20 protein-coding genes and 1 tRNA gene are annotated in these 21,305 nt (G+C 39.0%); 8 read left to right on the plus strand and 13 right to left on the minus strand.

The window, feature by feature from the left end; genetic code table 11:
- Positions 1 to 83: 83 nt before the first annotated feature.
- A complete protein-coding gene (locus BM192_RS13505; protein WP_234797562.1) occupies positions 84 to 710 on the plus strand; it encodes a helix-turn-helix transcriptional regulator in 627 nt (208 codons plus the stop codon).
- Between the two features lie 11 nt (positions 711 to 721).
- Here the strand turns inward: BM192_RS13505 and BM192_RS13510 are convergent, their stop codons facing one another.
- Positions 722 to 970 (minus strand): helix-turn-helix domain-containing protein, encoded by a 249-nt coding sequence (locus BM192_RS13510; protein WP_051759736.1) that lies wholly within the window; start codon positions 968 to 970, stop codon positions 722 to 724.
- 325 nt (positions 971 to 1,295) lie between these two features.
- Positions 1,296 to 2,678: an MFS transporter gene (locus tag BM192_RS13515; RefSeq protein WP_051759738.1), complete on the minus strand. Its 1,383-nt coding sequence runs from the start codon at positions 2,676 to 2,678 to the stop codon at positions 1,296 to 1,298.
- 123 nt (positions 2,679 to 2,801) lie between these two features.
- On the opposite strand from BM192_RS13515, the gene BM192_RS13520 reads away from it, so the two are divergent.
- From BM192_RS13520 to BM192_RS13530, 3 genes are all read left to right on the plus strand, one after another.
- Positions 2,802 to 3,299, plus strand: coding sequence for an Lrp/AsnC family transcriptional regulator (locus tag BM192_RS13520; RefSeq protein WP_051759740.1), 498 nt, complete (start codon positions 2,802 to 2,804; stop codon positions 3,297 to 3,299).
- A 247-nt stretch (positions 3,300 to 3,546) separates the two neighbouring features.
- Positions 3,547 to 5,898 (plus strand): TonB-dependent receptor, encoded by a 2,352-nt coding sequence (locus BM192_RS13525; RefSeq protein WP_074964024.1) that lies wholly within the window; start codon positions 3,547 to 3,549, stop codon positions 5,896 to 5,898.
- Complete coding sequence (locus tag BM192_RS13530) at positions 5,898 to 7,010, plus strand: PepSY-associated TM helix domain-containing protein (RefSeq protein ID WP_051759742.1); 1,113 nt, start codon at positions 5,898 to 5,900, stop codon at positions 7,008 to 7,010. Before BM192_RS13525 ends, BM192_RS13530 begins: the two co-directional genes overlap by 1 nt.
- Positions 7,011 to 7,078: 68 nt before the next feature.
- Here BM192_RS13530 and BM192_RS13535 read toward each other — a convergent pair whose 3' ends face one another.
- The 5 genes from BM192_RS13535 to BM192_RS13560 all read right to left on the minus strand — a co-directional run bounded on the left by BM192_RS13535 (position 7,079) and on the right by BM192_RS13560 (position 13,606).
- Positions 7,079 to 8,281, minus strand: a complete 1,203-nt coding sequence (locus tag BM192_RS13535; RefSeq protein WP_037439339.1) for a DUF4932 domain-containing protein — start codon at positions 8,279 to 8,281, stop codon at positions 7,079 to 7,081.
- Positions 8,282 to 8,342: 61 nt separating this feature from the next.
- On the minus strand, positions 8,343 to 8,786 hold the full coding sequence (locus tag BM192_RS13540) for an SRPBCC family protein (RefSeq protein WP_037439340.1): 444 nt from the start codon (positions 8,784 to 8,786) through the stop codon (positions 8,343 to 8,345).
- 99 nt (positions 8,787 to 8,885) lie between these two features.
- Positions 8,886 to 11,258: an ABC transporter permease gene (locus BM192_RS13545; RefSeq protein ID WP_074964025.1), complete on the minus strand. Its 2,373-nt coding sequence runs from the start codon at positions 11,256 to 11,258 to the stop codon at positions 8,886 to 8,888.
- Positions 11,259 to 11,751: 493 nt separating this feature from the next.
- A complete protein-coding gene (locus tag BM192_RS13555) occupies positions 11,752 to 12,117 on the minus strand; it encodes a response regulator (RefSeq protein WP_037439345.1) in 366 nt (121 codons plus the stop codon).
- Positions 12,118 to 12,217: 100 nt separating this feature from the next.
- Positions 12,218 to 13,606, minus strand: a complete 1,389-nt coding sequence (locus BM192_RS13560) for a PAS domain S-box protein (protein ID WP_037439347.1) — start codon at positions 13,604 to 13,606, stop codon at positions 12,218 to 12,220.
- 274 nt (positions 13,607 to 13,880) lie between these two features.
- Here BM192_RS13560 and BM192_RS13565 point away from each other — a divergent pair, with 274 nt between their 5' ends.
- A complete protein-coding gene (locus BM192_RS13565; protein ID WP_037439349.1) occupies positions 13,881 to 14,531 on the plus strand; it encodes a hypothetical protein in 651 nt (216 codons plus the stop codon).
- A gap of 27 nt (positions 14,532 to 14,558) precedes the next feature.
- Here the strand turns inward: BM192_RS13565 and BM192_RS13570 are convergent, their stop codons facing one another.
- The 5 genes from BM192_RS13570 to BM192_RS13590 form a co-directional block, all read right to left on the minus strand.
- Positions 14,559 to 15,449 carry an alpha/beta hydrolase family protein gene (locus BM192_RS13570; RefSeq protein WP_051759744.1) on the minus strand — a complete coding sequence of 297 codons (891 nt, stop codon included), beginning with the start codon at positions 15,447 to 15,449 and terminating at the stop codon, positions 14,559 to 14,561.
- A 166-nt stretch (positions 15,450 to 15,615) separates the two neighbouring features.
- Complete coding sequence (locus tag BM192_RS13575; RefSeq protein ID WP_037439351.1) at positions 15,616 to 16,617, minus strand: NADP-dependent oxidoreductase; 1,002 nt, start codon at positions 16,615 to 16,617, stop codon at positions 15,616 to 15,618.
- Positions 16,618 to 16,628: 11 nt separating this feature from the next.
- Positions 16,629 to 17,393, minus strand: a complete 765-nt coding sequence (locus tag BM192_RS13580) for an SDR family oxidoreductase (RefSeq protein ID WP_037439353.1) — start codon at positions 17,391 to 17,393, stop codon at positions 16,629 to 16,631.
- Between the two features lie 25 nt (positions 17,394 to 17,418).
- Entirely contained in the window at positions 17,419 to 18,147 is a 729-nt protein-coding gene (locus BM192_RS13585; protein WP_037439355.1) for an SDR family NAD(P)-dependent oxidoreductase, read from the minus strand.
- Positions 18,148 to 18,170: 23 nt separating this feature from the next.
- Entirely contained in the window at positions 18,171 to 19,271 is a 1,101-nt protein-coding gene (locus BM192_RS13590; protein ID WP_037439358.1) for an alkene reductase, read from the minus strand.
- A gap of 94 nt (positions 19,272 to 19,365) precedes the next feature.
- On the opposite strand from BM192_RS13590, the gene BM192_RS13595 reads away from it, so the two are divergent.
- The 3 genes from BM192_RS13595 (at position 19,366) to BM192_RS13605 (ending at position 21,135) form a co-directional block, all read left to right on the plus strand.
- The gene (locus tag BM192_RS13595) at positions 19,366 to 19,770 is read left to right on the plus strand and encodes a winged helix-turn-helix transcriptional regulator (RefSeq protein ID WP_037439360.1); all 405 of its coding nucleotides are present in this window, start codon (positions 19,366 to 19,368) and stop codon (positions 19,768 to 19,770) included.
- 212 nt (positions 19,771 to 19,982) lie between these two features.
- Positions 19,983 to 20,453, plus strand: coding sequence for a DUF1905 domain-containing protein (locus BM192_RS13600; protein ID WP_037439474.1), 471 nt, complete (start codon positions 19,983 to 19,985; stop codon positions 20,451 to 20,453).
- Positions 20,454 to 20,472: 19 nt separating this feature from the next.
- Entirely contained in the window at positions 20,473 to 21,135 is a 663-nt protein-coding gene (locus BM192_RS13605) for a DUF2461 domain-containing protein (RefSeq protein ID WP_037439362.1), read from the plus strand.
- A gap of 68 nt (positions 21,136 to 21,203) precedes the next feature.
- On the opposite strand, the gene BM192_RS13610 is transcribed toward BM192_RS13605, so the two are convergent.
- Positions 21,204 to 21,287: transfer RNA gene (locus BM192_RS13610), tRNA-Leu, on the minus strand.
- Positions 21,288 to 21,305 lie beyond the last annotated feature (18 nt).

A 21,305-nucleotide genomic window follows, 5' to 3' on the forward strand; every position in this document is an offset into this window, starting at 1 on the left:
ATAAGTACGGCAAAGTTAGTACTTTTGTGAATAAAACAACCATTTACTTGTTTTATTGAATTATGACGACAAATCGAATACTGATGCTCCTCAAGACAAGAGGCCCTCTAACTGCAAAAGATCTGGCTTCACACCTTCAAATAACCAGTGAAGGAGCTAGGCTTCAACTGGTTAAGAACATGGAAGAAGGTTTCGTGAAAGTTGAGACTGATGTTACGGGAGTTGGCCGTCCTAAACAATATTATAGTCTTACCGATCTTGGAAATGGTAAATTTCCAGACACACATGCTGAACTTACTGTAAAACTAGTTGATATTATTAAAACATCTTTAGGCGAAAATGCGCTACAGACGGTTATAGATATTTACGAAGAACAGGGGAAAACCCGGTATCTAAATGAATTGACGGAACACACTGCTTTAGAAGAAAAAATTGCAAAACTGGCTGAAATCAGAACCAGAGAAGGTTATATGGCAGAATACACGAAGGAAGATAACGGATATTTTTTCATAGAAAATCACTGCCCTATTTGCGCAGTTGCTAAAACCTGCCAGGGATTCTGTTCATCGGAATTAAATACATTCAAATATGTGCTGGGCGACAAAGTGGAAATTAGTCGCATGAACCACATGATCAAAGGAGACAGACGCTGTGTTTACCAAATCATCGAAACTGAGTCCGATACTGATGCAAATGCGTTCAATTCGTAATTCTCCGGTATCTATAAAGGCACAACGGCTTTGTTTGGTAAAAAATATTTCGGAGAAAGTTCGAAGTAAAAAGCCAGGATATTCAAATGCTTGATATTATACTTCGCGATATTCTGAGGATTTTCAACGTTCCAGATAAAGGACGGGCTGACGTTTAAAATATATCCAAATTCTTTCATGGTCAAATTATGGGATAATCTAAGTTTCTGAACTTTATCAATTATATATTGATCTATAGAACTCACCAAAGGCTTTTCCATATCGAGATGCGTTGTTTTGTCAAAAAAATCACTAAATGATTTTAAACGAATTAAACCCAAACAGTAAACTAACTCGGGATTCAATGGACTATAGTATTGCATGGATGAAGTGTCATGGCGTCTTAAGATTCCTTTTTTGAATATCAAAAGTCCGTGTACACATCATAATCTGAGCATTAATTACGCTTCATTTAGTACTCGAAAATAAGCATCAACACCCACAATACGCAAAAACCACACTCATTTTACGTAGTTATACTGCTTAGCAGGTATTAATACGTTCACATAAGTACAAATACGTATCTTAATACGTTATCATTTTTCTTTAAACAGAAGCAGTGATGACCTGGGATCTGACGGTTGTAACATATTTTAGTAACCAACCTAGTCCAGATAGCGTATAAATACAGAGGACGGTAATAGCGGCATAACTCACAGAATGCCCGGTCACGTCATGATTTATAAAAAGTGTAAGTAAGGAAAGACCTATTCCTCCACCCAGAAAATAAGCTGTGCTAGCCAGACTTGAAGCTAATCCATGGTGTCGAACGGGGATACCCATGATTGAAATAACAGATAAACTTGTGTAGCATATAGTCATGCCTAAGCCAGATACACAGGCTGCAGAGCAAAGTAATAACGGTAAATTATGCCCGAAAAAGACAGAAGCCATTAAAAAGCCTGCTCCCATCACCATTAAAGTCATGCCCATTATTGCAGTTTGCCATATTGTGAATTTTCGGATAACCAGGGGCAAAGCAAATTTAGCAAACGCCGCTGAAAGCAGGCTGAATGGCACCAGGTACAAACCAGCCTTTGCTGCACTAAAGTGCATATCCTGCTGAAGCAGTAGTGATAAAACAAACATATATCCGGTAAAAAAGGCCCCCAGTAAAATGAATACCCCGAAGCCGGTAACTGTCTCCCTAGAGCGAAATAATGACAAATCAATCAGGGGCAATGATTTTTCTTTTAGCCTTTTTAAAATTGCCCTGGACATCAGGAGTACAACTATTCCCAGACCGGCGATCAGCCAAGCCTTTTCTCTGATATGACCAAGTTCATGCACACCATAACTTAACATTAGCAATACCAGTACCAGCAAAAACCCAGATAGAAAATCAGTTTTAGAAGTATCTTTTGCCGGTTCATCAGCCCTAAGCAGATACCAAGCTAAAAGGATAACTATTAACAACACAGGTACATTTAGAAAGAAAATCCAGTGCCAGCCCATATGTGTTGTTATAATACCGCCTAAAGCCAGACCGCTCCCCGATCCGATCGCAGCGAATGAACTAAAAACAGCGATAGCTCTGCTTCTCTCGCTACTATCTGTAAAGGTATGGGTGACTATGGCGAAAGCTGAAGGCATGATCAGGGCAGCACCGATGCCCTGCAATGCGCGAAAAAAAACGAGATATTCCAACCCGGGAGAAAAGCCTGCCCCCAGAGAGGTGAGCAGAAAAAGTAGGCAACCTGTCATAAAAATCTTTTTCTTTCCAATCAGGTCGGTTAATTTTCCGCCTATAATCAGGAATCCGCCGTATAACAGTACGTACAAAGTTTGCACCCATTGTACCTGGTCGCTTGTCAGTCCATATTGAGACTGTATTGAGGGTATAGCCAGATTCACAATTGCAATATCAAGTGCTTCGACAAAAATGCCTACGGACGCGATGGCGAGAATCAGGTTCTTTCTTTGAATCATAATTATATACGAATAAAATTCTACGCAAAGGTAGATTTAAGCCATAGTTTATAAAAATAATACAGATATTTAGAACAAACATAACTATCAAACTATATCCATAGAACATTTGCCTTATTTCAAATGAACACCAAACCTCAAACAGAACAAACTAAAGGGAACAATCTCGTACTGGACGAGAAAGACCTCGACATATTGAAACTATTACAGGCAAATGCAAAACTCACAATAAGAGAAATTGCGAATACGGTACACCTCAGTCCTACCCCCACTCATGAAAGAATAAAACGCCTGGAGAGAGAAGGAATTATCAAAGAGTATGTCGCTGTGCTGGATAAAAGAAAACTAAATAAGGGCATTATTGTAATTTGTAAAGTATCTCTGAAAGAGCATAACAAAGAAATAGCGGGTGCTTTTATTCAAAAAATATTACAGTTTAAAGAAGTGATAGAGTGTTATAATATCTCTGGGGAATTCGACTTCATGCTCAAAATCGTAACTGGCAGTATGGAAGCTTATCATCATTTCTCTATACATAAGCTCGGTGAAGTTTCCGGAATTGCTAAAACAGAAAGCATTTTTGTAATGGATACCATTAAAGAAACACAGCAATTACTTTAATCATTTTTCTATGAAAATCTATTTTAAACCTCGAGGTAATGCTTAAAGCAACCCGCCTTCTAATCTCCACATAGAATTTGCTGAATAAGTTTTCTAACAGGTGCCATATGAAACGATATATATTTTGTGAATTTTCAAGAATTGTTTAAGCAGCTCAACTGTAAGTCAAATAATTAAAATTACGGATTTAACTTAAGTCTATTTGTAACAAGTCTTAATAAGTATATATTTGCGGAAATTATTCTATATGAAGCCTGGATCTTTACTACTATACATTACGTTCTTAATATTTATTCCTCTTTTTACTTTTTCCCAAGGCACACAAAACATACTGACGGGTACGGTAACTGACAGCGATCATCAGAAAATCGCAAATGCAAATGTACAGTTAAAGAAAACTAGTATGAAGACTGTCACCGATCAAAATGGACGGTTTCAGTTCAAAGGGATCCCTTCCGGAACATATACAATCCGTATTTCCGTTACAGGGTTTCTTAATCATGAATCTGTAATATCCATCAATTCTGATCAGGCAATAAACCTTGATTTCACCCTGCAGAATGACAATGCAGACCTAAATGAAGTAATTGTTTCCGCAAGCAGAAAGGCAGAATCACTTTCTCAGACACCGTCATCAGTGACGATATTAACAGCCAAGGACATTGCAACACAGTCAACTATCAGTCCTAATCTCGCCAATATTCTTGCTTACAGTGTTCCTGGACTGGGTACATCTACAAATCAAACGGGCAATTCAGGTCAGACACTTCGCGGACGTAATGTCTTAGTATTGGTCGACGGTATACCTCAATCTACCCCGCTACGTGCCGGAGGAAGGGATATCCGAAGTATAGATCCATCTGTAATTGAAAGAGTTGAGGTTATTAAAGGCGCTACTGCCATATACGGTAATGGTGCCGAAGGCGGGTTGATCAATTATATCACTAAAAAACCTGTTGCAGGTAAAAAATTCGGTGGGTATTCTCAACTTGGAATGACAGGTAATACTAAGGGAGACAGCACTCTCGGTTTTCGCGCAGTACAGCAGTTTTATGGAAAAGACGGGAAAATAGATTACGTTATAAGCGGTTCTTATGAGAAGACGGGTGTTTACCGTGATGCTAAAGGAGAAGTTATTTCCCCAGATTACGGATTAGGAGAAACTAAAACTTATAATGCTTTCGCTAAAATTGGCTACGATATTTCTGCCAATCAGAGACTTGAACTGATGTACAACTATTTTAGCTCAAGGCAGCATTCTGAATATGTATTGAAAAACGGAATATATGGTGAGAAACCTGCAATTGGAGTTAAAGGTATACGTAAAGGAGAAGATGAAGGAACGCGCTACAATCACAACGCAAACCTGCAGTATACCAATAACCAGATCTTTGGACAAACTAATCTACAGGCTAACGTTTATCTACAGGATTTTTATACTATCTATTCAAATGTAGCGTCTTTTTATGAAGGTGGGCAGTCGGCCATTAAATCACAAAAAAAAGGGGCAAGAGTTAATTTGAATACTCCTGTTACTTTTTCGGAACAAGTTTCCACACAGATTAACTATGGACTCGATCTGATGAATGATAATACCTCTCAAAGTCTGACTGATGGAAGAGTATGGGTACCGGATATGAATATGGTTAACTTCGCACCTTATCTGCAGACTACTACAAATATTTTAAGAAACCTGACCATTAAAGGAGGTTTAAGAGTAGAAAATATCAATATCAAAGTTGACGATTTCAATACGCTTGCCACTGGCCCCAATAATGAAGGAAGTATCGCTGTTCAAGGTGGAAAGTTAAATTATAATGCCCTTGTATTTAACTTAGGCGCCAGATATTCAGCTTCTAAATTATTTAATCCATTTATCAGTTATGCACAATCTTTTTCTGTTTTCGAATTAGGCCGTGTGCTGCGTGCAGCGCAAAGCAATACGCTTTCACAATTGCAAACAAAGCCTATTATTGTCAATAATTATGAGGCGGGATTTAGTAGTTCAATCGGAAGTCTGAATGTGAGTGCAGCTTATTACATCAGTACTTCTAAACTAGGTGCGAATCTTTTAGAAGTAGATGGTAAGTATATTTCCCAAAGAATACCTGAACGGGTTTCCGGCTACGAGATCCAAGCCGACTACACGTTTACAAAAGATCTGTCAATTGGCGGTAACTATGCTTTTGTAGATGGAAAAGGTGATGTCGATAACGACGGAAATTATGATGGACCAAATGACGTATATCTTAATACAACCCGCATTCCCCCTTCTAAAGCGACAGTTTATCTTAAGTTTTCGGGTATTAAAGATTTCACCTTCGATTTAAACTGGATGAGAGTTGGCAACAGGGATCATTTCGAGCCAAGTCCAAAGACAGGCAAATACCTAATCGGAGAAGGCCCTGTGAAGGCGTATAACCTTTTCAACCTTGCCATGGGTTATCAGGCAACAAAGGCTTTGAAACTGAATCTTGGACTAGAGAACCTATTTAATAAAGCTTATTACCCAAGCATCTCTCAGTTCTATGGAAATAACACTATCTATACCAGAGGAAACGGACGAAGATTTAACCTTGCTGCAGGATATTCTTTCTAATGAAAACAAGTAAGAAAATTAAAAATGGTGTGAGGTTAATCCATTTATGGCTGGGTTTGTTTAGTGGGGTCATAGTTATGATCATCAGCCTTACCGGCTGTATGTATGTCTTTGAGTCTGATATCCGGACCTATCTGCAGAAAGAATACGCTTATGTACCTGTATGCAACCAAACACCTGCAAGCCTTGCTGCATTATTGCATGACATGTCCAAAATTGCCCCTGGAAAGAAAATAACAGGGATTGAGATTAACCATACAGCGCCTAATGCAACCGTTGCTTTCAGTGCCGGAAAAGGTAATGTTTATTACCTTGATCCGTATAATGGGCGTCTGGTCAAAAAAGCTGGGAAAGATTATCTGCTTACCATCCGCGAAATACATACCTCATTATTAATGGGTGAGACAGGAAAGTTTATTATCCGCTGGTCTGTAGTCATATTTGTGATTATGTTAATTTCCGGTTTGATTTTATGGTTTCCTGGCCAGGTCCGGCTTATCAGACAAGCCCTTACGATTAAATGGGAAGGCTCTTTTAAGCGAGTCAATTATGATTTGCACAATGTAGTGGGATTTTATGCTTCAGGTATCCTGCTGGTAATTTCTCTTTCCGGACTATATTTTGGATTCAAAGAAGTACGCACAGCGGTTAGTTTTTTTAGTGGGTCTAAACTCACCGAAGGTAAAAAAGCTGAGCCGGCGATTAAACCTGAAATCATTGAAGCTATCCCGGAACGTTACGGAAAAATGTATGCAGATGCGGTCAGTCTATACCCTGGTGCTGAATTAACAACGTTGACTATCCGTAAAGACGGAAATATCCGTCTTCGTTTAAACTATGCTTCAAGCTGGGAAAGAAAGCGGAACACTTTTTTCTACAATGCAGATAATGGGCAATTAATCAGTTCCAAATTATACAAAGACTATACAAGAGCTGATGTCATCGAGGCTGCAAATTATGACCTTCATACCGGGCAGATATTTGGCCTGTTCGGGAAAATAGTAGCCACTATAATTAGTCTTATTTCTGCCAGTTTACCTGTAACGGGGTTTATTATCTGGCTAAAAAAAGGTAAAAAGAAAAAGAAAAATGCACATCGTATAAAGGCTTAACGTATGTCTTTTTACCCAGGGGGAACAACCAATTCAATTATTCTGCCCCCGGAAGACTGGGTAATCTATCAGTAATTTACATACAATCTTACCTGCTCATCAATAATCTCCGGCGTGAGCCCCTGAAAATACGCCATCAGGACAGGTACATAACTTTTAAAATCAGGGTATTTTTTATGGTTACGTTCATACTCTACGATTTTCGCCTCTAATAGAGGGATCAGCACGCAATTGTATTCCCCGATATGCAATTTCCGTAATCGTTCTGCTTCTTTATCATTCTTCACTGAAACTGCAATTCGAATTTCTCCCAACCTTACCAGATGTTCAATAACAGTCACATGCCAGCCACGGATATTGCTTGTACTCAATATCGCTTCTAATTTTTTTGTATAAAGTGCGGAATCTGCCTTAATGCTTGTCGTATATTGATCAAGCAAAGGATTCACAAAAGAATGTCCTATTTCATGCGAAGAAATAAATGAAGTTACAGGTTCGTTATCAAATCCAAATTCATGATAGTCGGCAAGGCTATTTTGAAGTTTGAGCATTTTACTGGAGCTGACAACCATAGAAGGAATCTTACCCTTTGGAGAGTCTATTTGTGGTCCAACACCACGATAATTGTCATCGCCAGGAGTAATAGGCATAGCCGGGGAAATGTATAATTCATAAAAAGGAAATTTTTGGCCGTACCACTTCTCCATATGAAGAAAAATATCCTTGTTGATATCTTTTCCTATTTCCTGCAGTGCTTGTTTGTAAAAGGACGAATTTTCAGCCAGAAATCTCCCCACATCTGCTTTGACATAGAAACTCCTCAGACTATCAGTGAGCTCTGCCAACAGAGCATCCACATTTTTATTCATGGAAGAGCCAGAAGGATTATTATCTGTTTTCAACGCAAACCTCGGCCCCGCCCCGGGGAACTCCTTCTGATTCAATAAATAGTTAAAAATCGGACCATTATCGTGCAATGTATCACGAATCTCCTTTAGTATTTCCGCTGCACGGATTATAACGGGATCATTCTGGTAGTTACTAAAATGTTTAAAACCAAAATACACAATGGGTTGATGAGAATAATCTACCCCCTTAATATCAAAAACATAGTTGCCGATATGTTCGACTGCAAGCTTTTCAGCAAAGAAGTAGGTTTCGATATTTGTACTAACACCAACTGAACCTTTTGTGGACAAAGGCAGCTGGTGCTGGGCAAAAAGCACGGAAGAAATTAAGGATAACAAGAAAACAATAAACATCTTATTCATGGTAATATTTTTGCTCCAAATTTAAGATAGATATGCCTCCAACGATTGTATAATCTTGCTATTATTTTGCCTGTTCAGACAGGTCTTTTACCTTTTCCAGTGCGGCAGGCCAGGTATTATTCATGAAATCGACGTAATCATCGTTCATATCTAGCGTAACAACCCATACCGTTTTTCCATTAACCTGCTCTAGTTCATAATTTTCCAGTGCGTCTCCCCACTCCTCTCCCTGATAGGTCGTTGCATCTTCTACACCGTCTTTTACTTCTCCAAGGTGACGGATCGAAAGAAATTTACCCGGAATACTATCGACAATTTCAGATACCATTCCCTGACCCTCACCATTGAGAAAGATCGCCTTACTTCCTTTTTTCCAGTCTGTCTCTGCACTGGAGCCTTCAGCAAATACCGACGTCCATTGTCCGTAGGTTTCCTTGCCGGTAATTATTTCCCAAACACGCTCAGGTGACGCATTAATAGTAATGCTGTATTCAAGTTTTTTCATAAGACCAATTTTTGATTATGATAAAGTTAACTGTTATCCAGCGTCCAAAAACGGTGCATAAAAGACATAAAATGGGTAAATTGAGACAGCTTTATAAAGTTATTCGTCTTTTAGATAAGGGGAAATACTTGCCTTATATGCTTTTAAAATATGCCATGACACACTTACTGCCGTAGTAAATAACAGGGCGACCACAGCCATTAAAACCGGCAATAATGAAAACTGACTATTAACAGATAGCTGATTGAACATAGCGGTCATCATAACATAGGAAAGCGGCAATCCAATTGATATGGCAAAAACCAATGCAAAGAAAAACTCTTTGACAATCAAATATATAATATGGCTCATATCTGCACCCAATACTTTTCGGACACTTATTTCCTTCATTTTTTTGCCTAGAATAATCAATGCCAGTCCAAATACACCCGAAACTGATATCAGCGTCATGAATAACGATGTTACGCCTAGAAGTTTTGATATTTTCGAAAACCCTGTGAAATATCCCTCAAAAACCTCGTCCTGATAATAATATTCAAAGGGATGATAAGGATAAATCTTCTGCAGAATTCCTTTGATGTCCTGCAGTGCGTTAGAAAACAGCTCAGGCGCATATTTGATGTATATAAACCTCACATCTTCTGGTTTACAATTCATCAGGACTAAGGGCGCTATTTCGTGTTCAAAACTTTCGTAACGGAAATCATTAACTTCACCTACTATCACATAGTTATGGCTGTTATAGATGATCTTTTTCCCAATTCCCGATGACCACTTCATCATTTTCAAAAATGCCTGATTTACAATAACCGAATTCTGACGGTCCGCTGGAAACTTCTCATTGAACCCTCGTCCGGATGTTATTTTAATTCCCAGATGGTCGGTAAATCCGGGCAGAACATTCAAACTTTTGACTGTCTCGGTCTCCGTATCAGCCTTTACGCTGATCTCTCTGGTAAAATTGCCAAGCGATTCAACTGAACCCGCAACTGACTCAATTTTATTATTTTTTTTAAGTTGTTCCTGTATAGAATTATAACTATTTGAGTTATCTATACTTACTACCACATTATTATCAGGCTGATAACCCCAGGGCTTAGATTTGATAGTTTTTGTTTCTTTTACGAATGCGATAGCTGTTGAAATAGCCATAAAAGTAAGAAAGAACTGAAAAGCCAGCAGAACCTTCCTGAAACGATTCTTACTTCCCATCTGTACATTTCCTTTCATCATTCCAACGGTACTTAAGGAATAGATATAGTATGCCGGATAAGTGGCTCCGCTCAAAGCGGAAACAAAAATAAGTATGAATGCCATGACCCAGGTTCTTTGATGCAAGAAAAATTCGTTCCCCAACTGAAATCCTGATATCGAACTAAACCATGGAAAAAAGAAGACTTCTGCCAACAGCAAACCGAAAAAAACGGCTATTGAGCAAATTATTAAATTCTCAGTTATAAACTGCAGAATGATCTGGCCCTTACTGCTACCCATTACTTTTCGGACGCTGATTTCTTTCAGTCTGCCGGAAACAGATGCAATAGTGATATTAATATAATTAAAATATACCAGCAGCAAAATGGATACTGCAATAACAATCAGCATAATTAACCCGATTGGTTGCATGGTATTAAAATAACTCCCATACACCTTATACGAATGAAAGTTCATCGCATTTAGGTGCTGATAGTGGAAAGATGAAATCTGGCTATTCTGATTAGCAGCATTGTAAAGATCTGAATATCGCTTCCCCTGGCTCCTAAGTAAAGCAATGTCTTTCGCGTCTTTCATTTCAATAAAAGTAATGCTGGTACTCTCAACCCAGCTTCCGGGCTTATCCAGCCCCAGCGCGGTCATTCTGGAATATGGAACAAGCGCGGAGAAATTAAACGAAGCTTCTACAGGATACTTATTAAGAACCCCTTTTACTATAAAGTTTTCTGAAATGACGCTCTTCCCGCGGTTGATTCTTATTGTCAGCGCTTTACCTACCGGATTACTGGTTCCAAATAACTTGCCAGATAACTCCTGCGTCAGAACAATTCCATCTTGATCAGTGAATTTCTGCCTTTCTCCCCATTTTACAGGGTAATCAAACATTTCATAAAAATCATCGTCTACAAAAGTGAGTCTATCCCGGAACACATTTTCCCCTTGCTTGATAACTACAGACCGGTAATTAAGCCTTGCCGCATTTGATACCTGAGGGTAATCATTCTTCAGCGATGGTGCCAGAGCTGCAGGAACATCTCCATAAATCTGCTGTACCCCTTTCTTATCTACTATTTTTTCAATCACAAATAGCCGGTCAATTCTGGAATTAAAACTATCCTGATGTAAAGCCCAGTAAGTATATTCAGAAACCATAATGCAGCAACCTACTGCCAGGGCAAGACCTGAAATATTTATAAACGATGACAGTTTATATTTTTTGAGATTCCTGAAACCTAATTTTAAGTAGTTCTTGAACATGAAATGTTTTTTTGACTATGATAAATGAGGTGCAAGAACCAATCATATGCCACAATAAATTAATAGACAAAAGGTCGAGGATAAGCTTCCTGCTTAATCTTTATAGATTTGCATGTACGTTAGCGTTCACCGGTGTCCGGTAACGTACATGAAATTTTCAAAAAAATTGACAGTAGAAGCTCATTGCTAAGGCTTGCAAACTTTACAGGCGGAATATCCGTTTTTCACCGCTTCCTTTTTAGTAGTTTGTATCTTACTTTGCCTAAGATACCTGCAGTTTGATTGATGATATTTTTCACCAGTACGAGTAATGTATACGATTATCTCTTTCCTGTCTGAGATGTGCGTATGTAAATATTCAGCACCAAATCCTGGAACAGCAAGCAAACTCAATCCGAAAAGAACAGAGAAGATCAGCTATTTCATCGAATTAATATAAGTATATAATCGCTAATACTTATTATATATAAAATGAATAATAATAGCTCCCTTATTAGCAGAGATTAGCTTTGATCGTTTTACCAATCAGAAGACATAACTCATCAATATCAAAAGGCTTCAGCAAATAGTTATCCGCACCGTTCTCACGGGCTATCTGTGCTATATTGGGATTAGTTGAGGTTAAAATTACCGGAATTGAAGACGTTCCCGGTTCAGATTTAATCCTTTTAGATATTTCACTGCCTTCATTAGCCAGTCCGTTATGAATTAAGATCAGGTCTGGCTTAATGTCGTATATCTCCGAATGCTCAAATGGCTTCTTGGAGACATATATTTGATATCCTTCAGATTCAAGTAACAAAGTTATAACGTCAATTACCGCAGGATCTTTGTCTATAAGGAGGATTCGTTTATTCATAAAACCAGAGCATCTGTTTAAGATTTCGCCAAATATATTAAATAATAAAAACACCTATAACGGGGGTTTATACGTATTTCATTAGTTTAATCTGATTCCATTACTTACGCTCTGTTTTTTCAACAATTTCCTTTAGTACCGCATCCAGTTCTTCGGCCGAAGAAGCCACCATAGGAATTAATTCATTCAGGGCAGATAGATCATTTTTGCTAAGCTTCATTAGAGAAACAAGGCCCAATATCTTCGCAAGTGGACTGCGAACCTTGTGGGATTGTATCCACGATATTTCCTGTAAACGCCTATTTTGATCCTTAATTGCATTCAGATCACTCACCCGCTCGGTTACATCTTGCATGGAACCAATTATTCTTACCGGCAAGCCGTCCCCGTTAAAGAGAATAAAGGCTCTGTCGAGTACAAACCTGTATGAACCATCTGCACATCTAAAACGGTATTCGGCATTCAATCTAGTTTTATGATTTTCGATCAGTGATTTTGCCTTCCAAAGTATTTTGTCCAGATCTTCGGGGTGGACATGCTCCTGCCACCATTTTTCAGTATACGAAGTTTTTTCGTGACCAAAGATTCCTCTGATGCCCTGATTCCATAACATTTCTCCGGTAACCATATCCAGATCCCAAATTGCATCGCTTGTTGCTTTGGAAACAATATCAAATCTTTTAAGACTATTTTCCTGTGCTTGCTTCGCCTGGATCTCGGCAGTACGATCTATTGCCATTACAAGCCTTGCATTTTTGCCTTCAAAGTAGACCGTATTGCCCTCCACATTTACCGAGATAATTTCTCCATTCTTTTTCTGGTGCTTTACGCTGTTTTTACTAAAATAGCCCACAGCAACTTTTGTACATAACATTTCCTCAAGCGCTGGTATGTCACTTTTAAGGCGGATATCTTTGATTGTCATGGATAAAAATTCGCCTCGGGTATACCCGTAATGACTGATTGCAGCCTCATTCACGTCCAGGAACTGCAAATTATCGAAATCATATACCCATTGCGGCACCGGGCTGAGGTTAAATAAATCACGATATTTCCTCCGTTCATCCTGAAGCGTTTCCAAAGACTTTTTATTCGCTGTGATATCTTTGAAATAAACTGACAGTCCATTTCCTGATGGGAAAGCAGCAACTTCCACCCAAATTCCCCGGGGCGGAAAATACTCCTCAAACCTCACGGAAACATTCTCATCCACTGCTTTATGATATTCGGTAAAGAACTTCAATGGTACAGCGTCAGCATAAACATCCCATAAATTTTTTCCTATGACTTCTGACCGGGGCATGAGCATTAGCCGCTCTGCCTCTTTATTCCAGTAAGTTACTTTCCATTCTCTATCCACTTCGAAAAATGCATCTGTAAAACTTTCTAGAATATTGGAAATTCTCTTTCGATACTGAGACAATTGATACTCAAAATCTACTGTATCTCTGAATAACTCAGGGTTTCTTTGATTTTGATGGTCTGCCATAATAAAAAACGTAAATACAATTAAACTAAAGAATCTACGTTAATAACGCCCCTTACATGGGATAGTTTTTAGAAAAGGAGGATCTTTTTCCTTAATAAGTGATTTCTGCGAATTTTATTAAAGAAACTCAGCGGCTGATCGCACCGCAAATTAGGTTTATTAATCTATTAAAGAACTCTAATGAAATCAGCTTTTAAAGCGATATCACACAAGCGAAATAATACCGCCATACTGCTGATAATTAGTATATTAGATTAAATAAACTAACTCTCTCATGAAAATTACAACAAGTGTTTTTTGCCTATGTACTTTTATAAGTACATATTCTGCGATAGCGCAGGTCTCTGAACCGGTATTTTCTGCCATAATTGGCCTTGGCGCCGGGACAATGATTAATAATACCTACTTAGATCCCAAGATCAGTAAATTAAATAACGTAGTCATTATAGAACGATCTGATAAGATGCGATATAATGCAACCCTTGGCTTTTCATGGACTCCATATAAATACTGGGTAGATAAGATGGATGCAGCTGGAGAAGTAGTTTCGCATGATTTGGTTACTAAAGGGCCAACTTTTGCGGTATTTGTCAATCCGGTAAGTTTGTCAACAATTAGTGAAACTAATAAACCTTTTGATTGGGGAGTGGGAGCAGGTTGGCGGTTCAGAGCCGTCTCATTGCTTGCTACAATTGAATTTCTAAATGTAAGGCAACCTCGGGATTACTTCCTCGCCCAGTTTGAGGGTAAAAACCTACCGCTCATAGTGAATGGAAATATTCAATCGGAAATATCCACGTCCGATGATACCTTATTTAAAAATCGTGGCGTAGCAGCAATAGGACTTAAATTGGTCATTCCTATTGATTTACTAAATTTCGGCAAGAACAGTGGAACAAACGGCAATACAACATCTGGTAAATGACAATAACCAGATGTTGATAGTATTTGATTATTTCCGGTTCATATTACCATCACCGGATTTAATCCATTGAATAGCAACATTAAACGGATCCGGCGATTTCGAGAATGAGGTGTTATGCCCTAATTCTGGAAATAACCGGTATTCATAAGGCTTACCTTTCGCTTTAAGCGCGTCGAGGTGTTCAATGGACAAATTAACCGGAATTTGCACATCTTTGCCTCCAAAAAGCCAAAGCCCCCGAATCGGGAGTGCAGCGAGTGCATCGCGTGGATCTGTGGCAGCAAACTGATAGCGATCTGCATCACTGCGTATATGTTCGCGTACCTCAGCTTCTGTGTGCGTTTCCCAAAAGCCAGGTTTTCCTTCTGTATAAAATTGAAATCGCAGCTGTTCGAGCGTTGTGACAACTGGTCCGCTAAATAATATCATAAAATTCACATTACGATTTTCTTTCGCAGCCAAAGGGATGATCCAGCCGGCCTGGCTAAACCCTATGAAGCCCAACGGCCCATGATTTGCAGGTAAATGCGCAATCAAAGCGTTAGTGGCGGCACTTGCATCTAGTGCCAATAAATTGAGATTTGAAACATCAATGTTATTAGTTCCGGCTTCCGGTCCAACGTATACTCCCCCCGATTTTCCCACTCCGCGTTTGTCATATGTTAATACCGCGATACCATTTTCTGCCAGAAGAGACGCCATTTTCAGCATCCTTGTTTCCTGACCAGAGCCATGGATAAGAATTACCGCCCCATATGGATGTTTAGGTTTAAATATAGTACCAGCCAGAGTGATACCGGCACTATTGAACTCAACATCATCGGTAATGAAGTCCGTCCGGTGACCGGGGTCAGGTATCGTTTGTCCAAATGAACTAAAACTAAGGCAGCAGAGAAGAAGAAGTAAATACGATTTCATTGTTTTAAGTTTAAAGAGGTCTAATACCCCCGGTTATTAGATTATAACATAAAACAATAATAGGCAGCCCGGAATCCTGAATTTAATAAATGTGATAGAACAGTGGGAAAATGTGACGAAAGGCAGTTCTACGGTAGAATAAAATACTTGATGAATGACAGTAGCATTATTTCAATTTGACGACTACTTTTCCTTTTGCTCGCCCGCTCTCCACATATTCCAGAGCCTCAGCAGTCTGCTCAAACGGAAACGCCTTATCTACCACAGGTCGAATCGCACCCTCTTCGATAAGTTTGGAAATTTGCTGTAATTGCTGCCCATCGGCTCTCATGAAAAGGAATGAATAGTCAACACCCAGTTTCCTGGCTTTTCTTCGGATGCCGGAGCTTATCAGTGACAATACAATCTTTACGAACCAAGGGGCGCCGATTGATTTGGCAAAATCTGGCGTAGGCGGCCCGGAGATTGAAATCGCCTTTCCTCCCGGTTTTAAAATCCTTAATGATTTGTCTAAAGTCTTTGCATCCTGGCTATTTAGCACAACATCATAATCTTTCAGTACAAGTTCAAAATCTTCCTTTTTGTAATCAATCAGCACATCAGCTCCAAGGTCTTTTAACATTGGAAAGCTCTTTTCACTTGCAGTTGTGGCAACGGTTGCACCTAAATATTTCGCCAGTTGTATTGCAATAGTTCCTACTCCACCGGAACCGGCCTGAATAAACACTTTCTGCCCTTTTTTGAGACGCGCGTTTTCTACCAGGGCTTGCCATGCAGTAAGGGCAACCAACGGAATAGACGCAGCTTCTTCCATAGAAAGACTCTTTGGCTTTAAGGCTACATCTTTTTCACTAATTGCAATAAACTCTGCAAATGTACCGATATGAAAATCTGAAGGGCGCGCATAAACCTCATCCCCCTGCTTAAACTGTTTTACATTTTTTCCAACCTGGGTAATTACGCCTGCGACATCATGTCCTAAAATAAGTGGCAATTTGTAGGGTAGGATCAATTTGAATTCACCAGACTTGATTTTAGAATCCAGCAGATTGAGGCCAGCAGCATAAACTTCCACCATCACTTCATTTTCCTCTAAGACTGGAAGCGGCATCTCGGCTAACTTAAGCGCCTCCTTTTTACCATATTTTTCTACTATAAATACTTTCATATCTTTATCTGTTACCGGAGGCTGTTGTATATTTTTTTAGGGTTTACCAGGTTAAATGCCATCTTGGGGGAAAATCTGCTTATTAAATATAATAATTTTGTATCTCCGACACGAATGGTGAACTGATCTCTTTTAATCCCTGAGATAAGCGCTTTTACCAAATCATATGTAGTCATCTTCTTATCTTTTCTTTTGGCGGTCATCTCTGTTGATACTAGCGGTGGCAGCAACTCAAATATTTTCAGATCACTCCCGAGTATTTCCAGATCTTTTCTCAACAACTTTGTATAAAAGCCCAAAGCAACTTTAGTTGCAGAATAAGTTGGCTCTTCTAACCCGGGAACGAGACTAAGTAGCGAAGTAGTAATGATAATTGCACTGTCAGCTCTAGATTTCAACATGTGCATAAACAAGTTATTCAATCTTATGACTCCGAAATAGTTTACGTTCATCTCGTACTCTGCATTCTTCAGGATCTGTTCATTTCCTGTGCCCAGATTAAGCGCCGGACTTCCAACGCCTGCATTATGATACAAGATATCTATACCGCCCAATGTACTAATCTGCCTAAAGAGGGAAAGCGCATCGTCTTCCTTTTCAACATCACTCCTGATAACGGTTACCGCAGGTATGTCTTGTTTCACCGCATCTAGCTTGTTTTGATTTCTACCGGTAATGATCACTTTAGCGCCGATTTCCAAAAATTGCTTTGCTGCTTCCAGCCCTATTCCTGATGCTCCACCCGTTATCAGGATTGTTTTACCTTTTACATTCATTGTTCTTTGAAATTATACAGATTTATCAATTATTAACCTGCTCGGTGATGGCATCAACCAAAGCGTGTATTTTTTTTGCATCCCCGACAGGAATTTCAAACTGGTTTTTCTCCAAAGCAGCAAACAGTTCATCGGCTACCTCTGATGGCGCAATACCGTTTACCCCGCCAATCTCTGCTGAAAACTCGGTATTTACCAAAGGCGGATATATTTCATAAACATTCAACTTTTCGTTAGTGGCAAATGTATCTCTCAGACCTTGCGTGTAACTGTGGAGTGCAGCCTTGCTAGCGGAATAAGTAGGCAAATATTTGTTGGACCTAAATACAGCTATTGAAGAAACGTTTACGATTGCCGCCTCTTCCTGTTTCAAAAGTAATGGTAAAGTCAGTGTGGTAAAATCAATCACACTGATATAATTAGTATTTATTTCCTGATAAGCTTTTTCTGCAGCATTATTTTTAATATCGCTTAAATCATTCATAAATGCCGCTCCAGCATTATTAATGATAATATTCACATTTGGATAATTCGCTTTGAGCTCTCCTGCAATGCGAGTTCTATCAGCAGCTATCGATAAATCTCCCTGAATGGCAACTGCATTATCAAGCTCTTTCAATGCGCTTTGAAGACGTTCTTCACTGCGGCCGTTGATGATAATCTTGTTTCCTGCCTCACTTAATTTTTTGGCGATCGCTAGACCTATTCCGGCACTTCCACCACTTATGAATATTGTATTTCCTGTCGTTTTCATTATTCTATATTTAATTTTAAAACCTATTTGCTGGTATCCAGTGTAGGATAATCTGTATATCCTTTTTCACCAGGCGTGTAAAAAGTAGTTTGATCTGGTTGATTAAGAATTGCCTGCGTTCTGAAACGCGCTACTAGATCGGGATTAGCAATAAATGGAACACCAAAGGACACCAGATTAGCATCTCCATCATTTAATACTTGATTAGCGGTTTCCCGGGTAAAAGCCCTGTTAATAATAATGGTGCCTTTGTAAATCTTCCGGAAATGTTTGGCTACTTCCTGGATCGCATCAGGAATTGCAGAAACATCGGTAAACGGCTCAATCAGATGGATGTAAGCAAGGCCATAATCATTCAGCTTGTTTACAACATAATTATATAAAGACTTGGTTTCATCATCTACAAGAATGCCCATTATCCCATTTAAAGAGGGATTTAAACGAACAGCAACTTTTTTAATATCAACTACCTGCTCCAATTCATCTAAAATGTCGAATAAAATTCTTGCACGGTTTTCTACAGAGCCACCATATTCGTCTGTCCGGTGATTGCTGTTTTTGCTAAAGAACTGTTGCAGCAGATAGCCATTTGCCCCATGTAGTTCCACACCATCAAAACCAGCTTCGAATGCATTGATGGCGGCTTGCTTGAAATCATTAACTGTTCTTTTAATATCTTCGGTATTCATTGGTTCTGGTGCTTGAGACGGCTGAAATCCCTTTGCTGTAAATATTTGCTGCTCAGGATTTACAGCCGAGGGGGCCAATGGCTTTCTACCAGCATGCAGATCCGGATGAGAATATGCTCCGGTATGCCAAAGCTGCGCAAATATTTTTCCGCCTTCGCCATGTACTGCATCAGTAGTTAATTTCCAGCCCTGTATCTGTTCTTTGCTATAAATACCAGGTACGTTCACTACGCCAACCGCATCTTCACTGATAAATGTTCCTTCGGTAATGATCAGTCCAGCAGTGGCACGTTGTTTATAATATAGCGCAGTAAGGGTCGTAGCGACATTCCCAGGGTTTGCAGAGCGGCTTCTGGTCATTGGTGCCATCACTATTCGGTTGTTTAAGGCCAGTCCATTTAGGCTATAAGGTTCAAAAATTAATCCTGTTTCCATTGTATCTATAATTTAATTACGTAAATTCGCTTGCGTTTTGCAAGTGCAAATATAGAAACAACTTTTAATTTGCAAGTGATTTTATAAATATTTTATGATGGAAATAAAAAAGAGGTCTGATTGCCCTATTAGCAGCTCCTTGGATATATGGGGAGACAAATGGTCATTACTTATTGTCAGGGATCTTATGTTCAAGAAACAATGCACGTATGGAGACTTCCTGAAATCGGATGAAAAAATAGCAACTAATATCCTCGCTTCCCGGTTACAAATGCTGGAAACAAATGGGGTAATTATCAAACTAGACCATCCGGAAAGCAAAGCCAAAGTTTTATATAAACTAACCCAAAAAGGGGTTGATTTGCTTCCCTTAATGATCGAAATAAACTTATGGGCTGATAAATATTTCACATTGCCAATAGAAATAAAATCAATGTTGAAAGAAGTAAAAAAAGATAAAGATGCTTTTATAAAGCACAAAAAGATTGAGCTGTTATAAGATTCGAGTTCTTTAAATGGATCACCTTCACCAGATTATAATTGGTTTTTGCGACCATCAGTCTATATTATTATGGCCTGATGACGAAACATAATAAATGTCATTTTGTAGTACATTCACGACCTGATTCTTATAGAGGCTCTTTAATATAGATATAAAGAATAAAACTAGAGAATTCCTTTAACTGATTAGTTATTATACCATAAATGTATATGAAAGAATTATTAAAAGACAAAAAATTGACGCTAAACTATGTCCCTGATCATGGGGCATGGACCTATAATATCATTATCCCAGATTCTAAGGATATTAAAGGCAAATGGGGATATATTAAGGTCTCCGGCACAATCGACGGTTACGAATTTAAGAATATGAATTTAGCACCACGCAAGGGGTTGGATATGTATATGTCAGTCAATGCTGGTATCAGGAAAGCAATCAATAAAAAAGGTGGTGATTCAGTTATTGTTAACATGTACAAGGATTCTGATAATAAGCTTACGGATGAAGATGATATCTTGGCGTGTTTTAGGGATGCTGATATCCTTACAGAATTCAGAGCCCTAAATGAAGAGGAAGGAACTATCATCATCAAAGATATCCTCTCACAAGCTGACGAGAACAGTCAGGAAAAAAAGATACTCTTAGAGATAAAAAAACTTAGCAGCAAAACCGGGCGGTAGACATTAATTTGAGATAAATATGCTAAAAAAAATGACCTTCGACTTTCTTAAAGGACTGAAGAAAAATAATAGCAAAGAATGGTTTGATAAAAACCGCGATGATTATAGAGAAGTCTATGAAAATTTCGAGGGGTTCACACAAGATCTTATTGATTCTATCAGCAAGTTTGACCCCTCAATCGCATCTTCTCATTTGCTAGCCAAAGACTGTATCCCACGTTTAAATAGAGACCTCAGGTTTTCTAAAGATAAATCCCCTTATAAAACCTATCTATATGCTTTCATCAGCAGTGGAGGTCGAAAAAGTGGAAATGCAGTATATTACGTTATGTTGGATCCAGATAAATGCTGCTTTGGTGCAGGCAGTTTCCAGCCAGATCCAGATAAACTTAAAAAATTGCGTCAGGAAATAGATTACAATTTTGAGGAATGGATAAAAATAGCAGAGAATTCTACACTTAAGACAGCTTTCCCTGACGGCATCATTGCGCAAGAAAGTTTACAAAAAGTCCCAAACGGTTTTGATGCTTCTAGCCCGGCAGCTGCGTTTCTTAAGATGAAGAGCTTCTTTGTAAGACAATATTATGCCGATTCCTTCTTCCTTAAGGAAGACAATTTTGATGGTATAATCAAGCGGCTTAAAACCTGCGTTGAGCTCAACAAATTTGTGAACAGGGTCTAGTGAGTGGTATTGGCATAGCAAGCCCATTTGAAATTAAAAAACCGGAATTGATTTCTCAATTCCGGTTGTACCCGAGAGCAGATTCGAACTGCCACGCCGTTGCCAGCACCAGCCCCTCAAGCTGGCGCGTCTACCAATTTCGCCACCCGGGTTTGTACTGTGCTGCAAAG

Origin of the sequence: Pedobacter antarcticus, from assembly GCF_900112985.1 — a bacterium.
GTDB classification, from domain to species: domain Bacteria; phylum Bacteroidota; class Bacteroidia; order Sphingobacteriales; family Sphingobacteriaceae; genus Pedobacter; species Pedobacter antarcticus.

What these genes read in the sequence shown, in the direction of transcription:
- BM192_RS13585 (WP_037439355.1), bottom strand. Translation starts at nt 18,147, where the DNA reads ATGAAAACGACAGGAAATACAATATTCATAAGTGGTGGAAGTGCCGGA.
- BM192_RS13510 (WP_051759736.1), bottom strand. Translation starts at nt 970, where the DNA reads ATGGAAAAGCCTTTGGTGAGTTCTATAGATCAATATATAATTGATAAA.
- BM192_RS13570 (WP_051759744.1), bottom strand. Translation starts at nt 15,449, where the DNA reads ATGAAATCGTATTTACTTCTTCTTCTCTGCTGCCTTAGTTTTAGTTCA.
- BM192_RS13580 (WP_037439353.1), bottom strand. Translation starts at nt 17,393, where the DNA reads ATGAATGTAAAAGGTAAAACAATCCTGATAACGGGTGGAGCATCAGGA.
- BM192_RS13605 (WP_037439362.1), top strand. Translation starts at nt 20,473, where the DNA reads ATGCTAAAAAAAATGACCTTCGACTTTCTTAAAGGACTGAAGAAAAAT.
- BM192_RS13540 (WP_037439340.1), bottom strand. Translation starts at nt 8,786, where the DNA reads ATGAAAAAACTTGAATACAGCATTACTATTAATGCGTCACCTGAGCGT.
- BM192_RS13600 (WP_037439474.1), top strand. Translation starts at nt 19,983, where the DNA reads ATGAAAGAATTATTAAAAGACAAAAAATTGACGCTAAACTATGTCCCT.
- BM192_RS13525 (WP_074964024.1), top strand. Translation starts at nt 3,547, where the DNA reads ATGAAGCCTGGATCTTTACTACTATACATTACGTTCTTAATATTTATT.
- BM192_RS13555 (WP_037439345.1), bottom strand. Translation starts at nt 12,117, where the DNA reads ATGAATAAACGAATCCTCCTTATAGACAAAGATCCTGCGGTAATTGAC.
- BM192_RS13590 (WP_037439358.1), bottom strand. Translation starts at nt 19,271, where the DNA reads ATGGAAACAGGATTAATTTTTGAACCTTATAGCCTAAATGGACTGGCC.
- BM192_RS13520 (WP_051759740.1), top strand. Translation starts at nt 2,802, where the DNA reads ATGAACACCAAACCTCAAACAGAACAAACTAAAGGGAACAATCTCGTA.
- BM192_RS13545 (WP_074964025.1), bottom strand. Translation starts at nt 11,258, where the DNA reads ATGTTCAAGAACTACTTAAAATTAGGTTTCAGGAATCTCAAAAAATAT.
- BM192_RS13505 (WP_234797562.1), top strand. Translation starts at nt 84, where the DNA reads ATGCTCCTCAAGACAAGAGGCCCTCTAACTGCAAAAGATCTGGCTTCA.
- BM192_RS13530 (WP_051759742.1), top strand. Translation starts at nt 5,898, where the DNA reads ATGAAAACAAGTAAGAAAATTAAAAATGGTGTGAGGTTAATCCATTTA.
- BM192_RS13515 (WP_051759738.1), bottom strand. Translation starts at nt 2,678, where the DNA reads ATGATTCAAAGAAAGAACCTGATTCTCGCCATCGCGTCCGTAGGCATT.
- BM192_RS13595 (WP_037439360.1), top strand. Translation starts at nt 19,366, where the DNA reads ATGATGGAAATAAAAAAGAGGTCTGATTGCCCTATTAGCAGCTCCTTG.
- BM192_RS13535 (WP_037439339.1), bottom strand. Translation starts at nt 8,281, where the DNA reads ATGAATAAGATGTTTATTGTTTTCTTGTTATCCTTAATTTCTTCCGTG.
- BM192_RS13560 (WP_037439347.1), bottom strand. Translation starts at nt 13,606, where the DNA reads ATGGCAGACCATCAAAATCAAAGAAACCCTGAGTTATTCAGAGATACA.
- BM192_RS13565 (WP_037439349.1), top strand. Translation starts at nt 13,881, where the DNA reads ATGAAAATTACAACAAGTGTTTTTTGCCTATGTACTTTTATAAGTACA.
- BM192_RS13575 (WP_037439351.1), bottom strand. Translation starts at nt 16,617, where the DNA reads ATGAAAGTATTTATAGTAGAAAAATATGGTAAAAAGGAGGCGCTTAAG.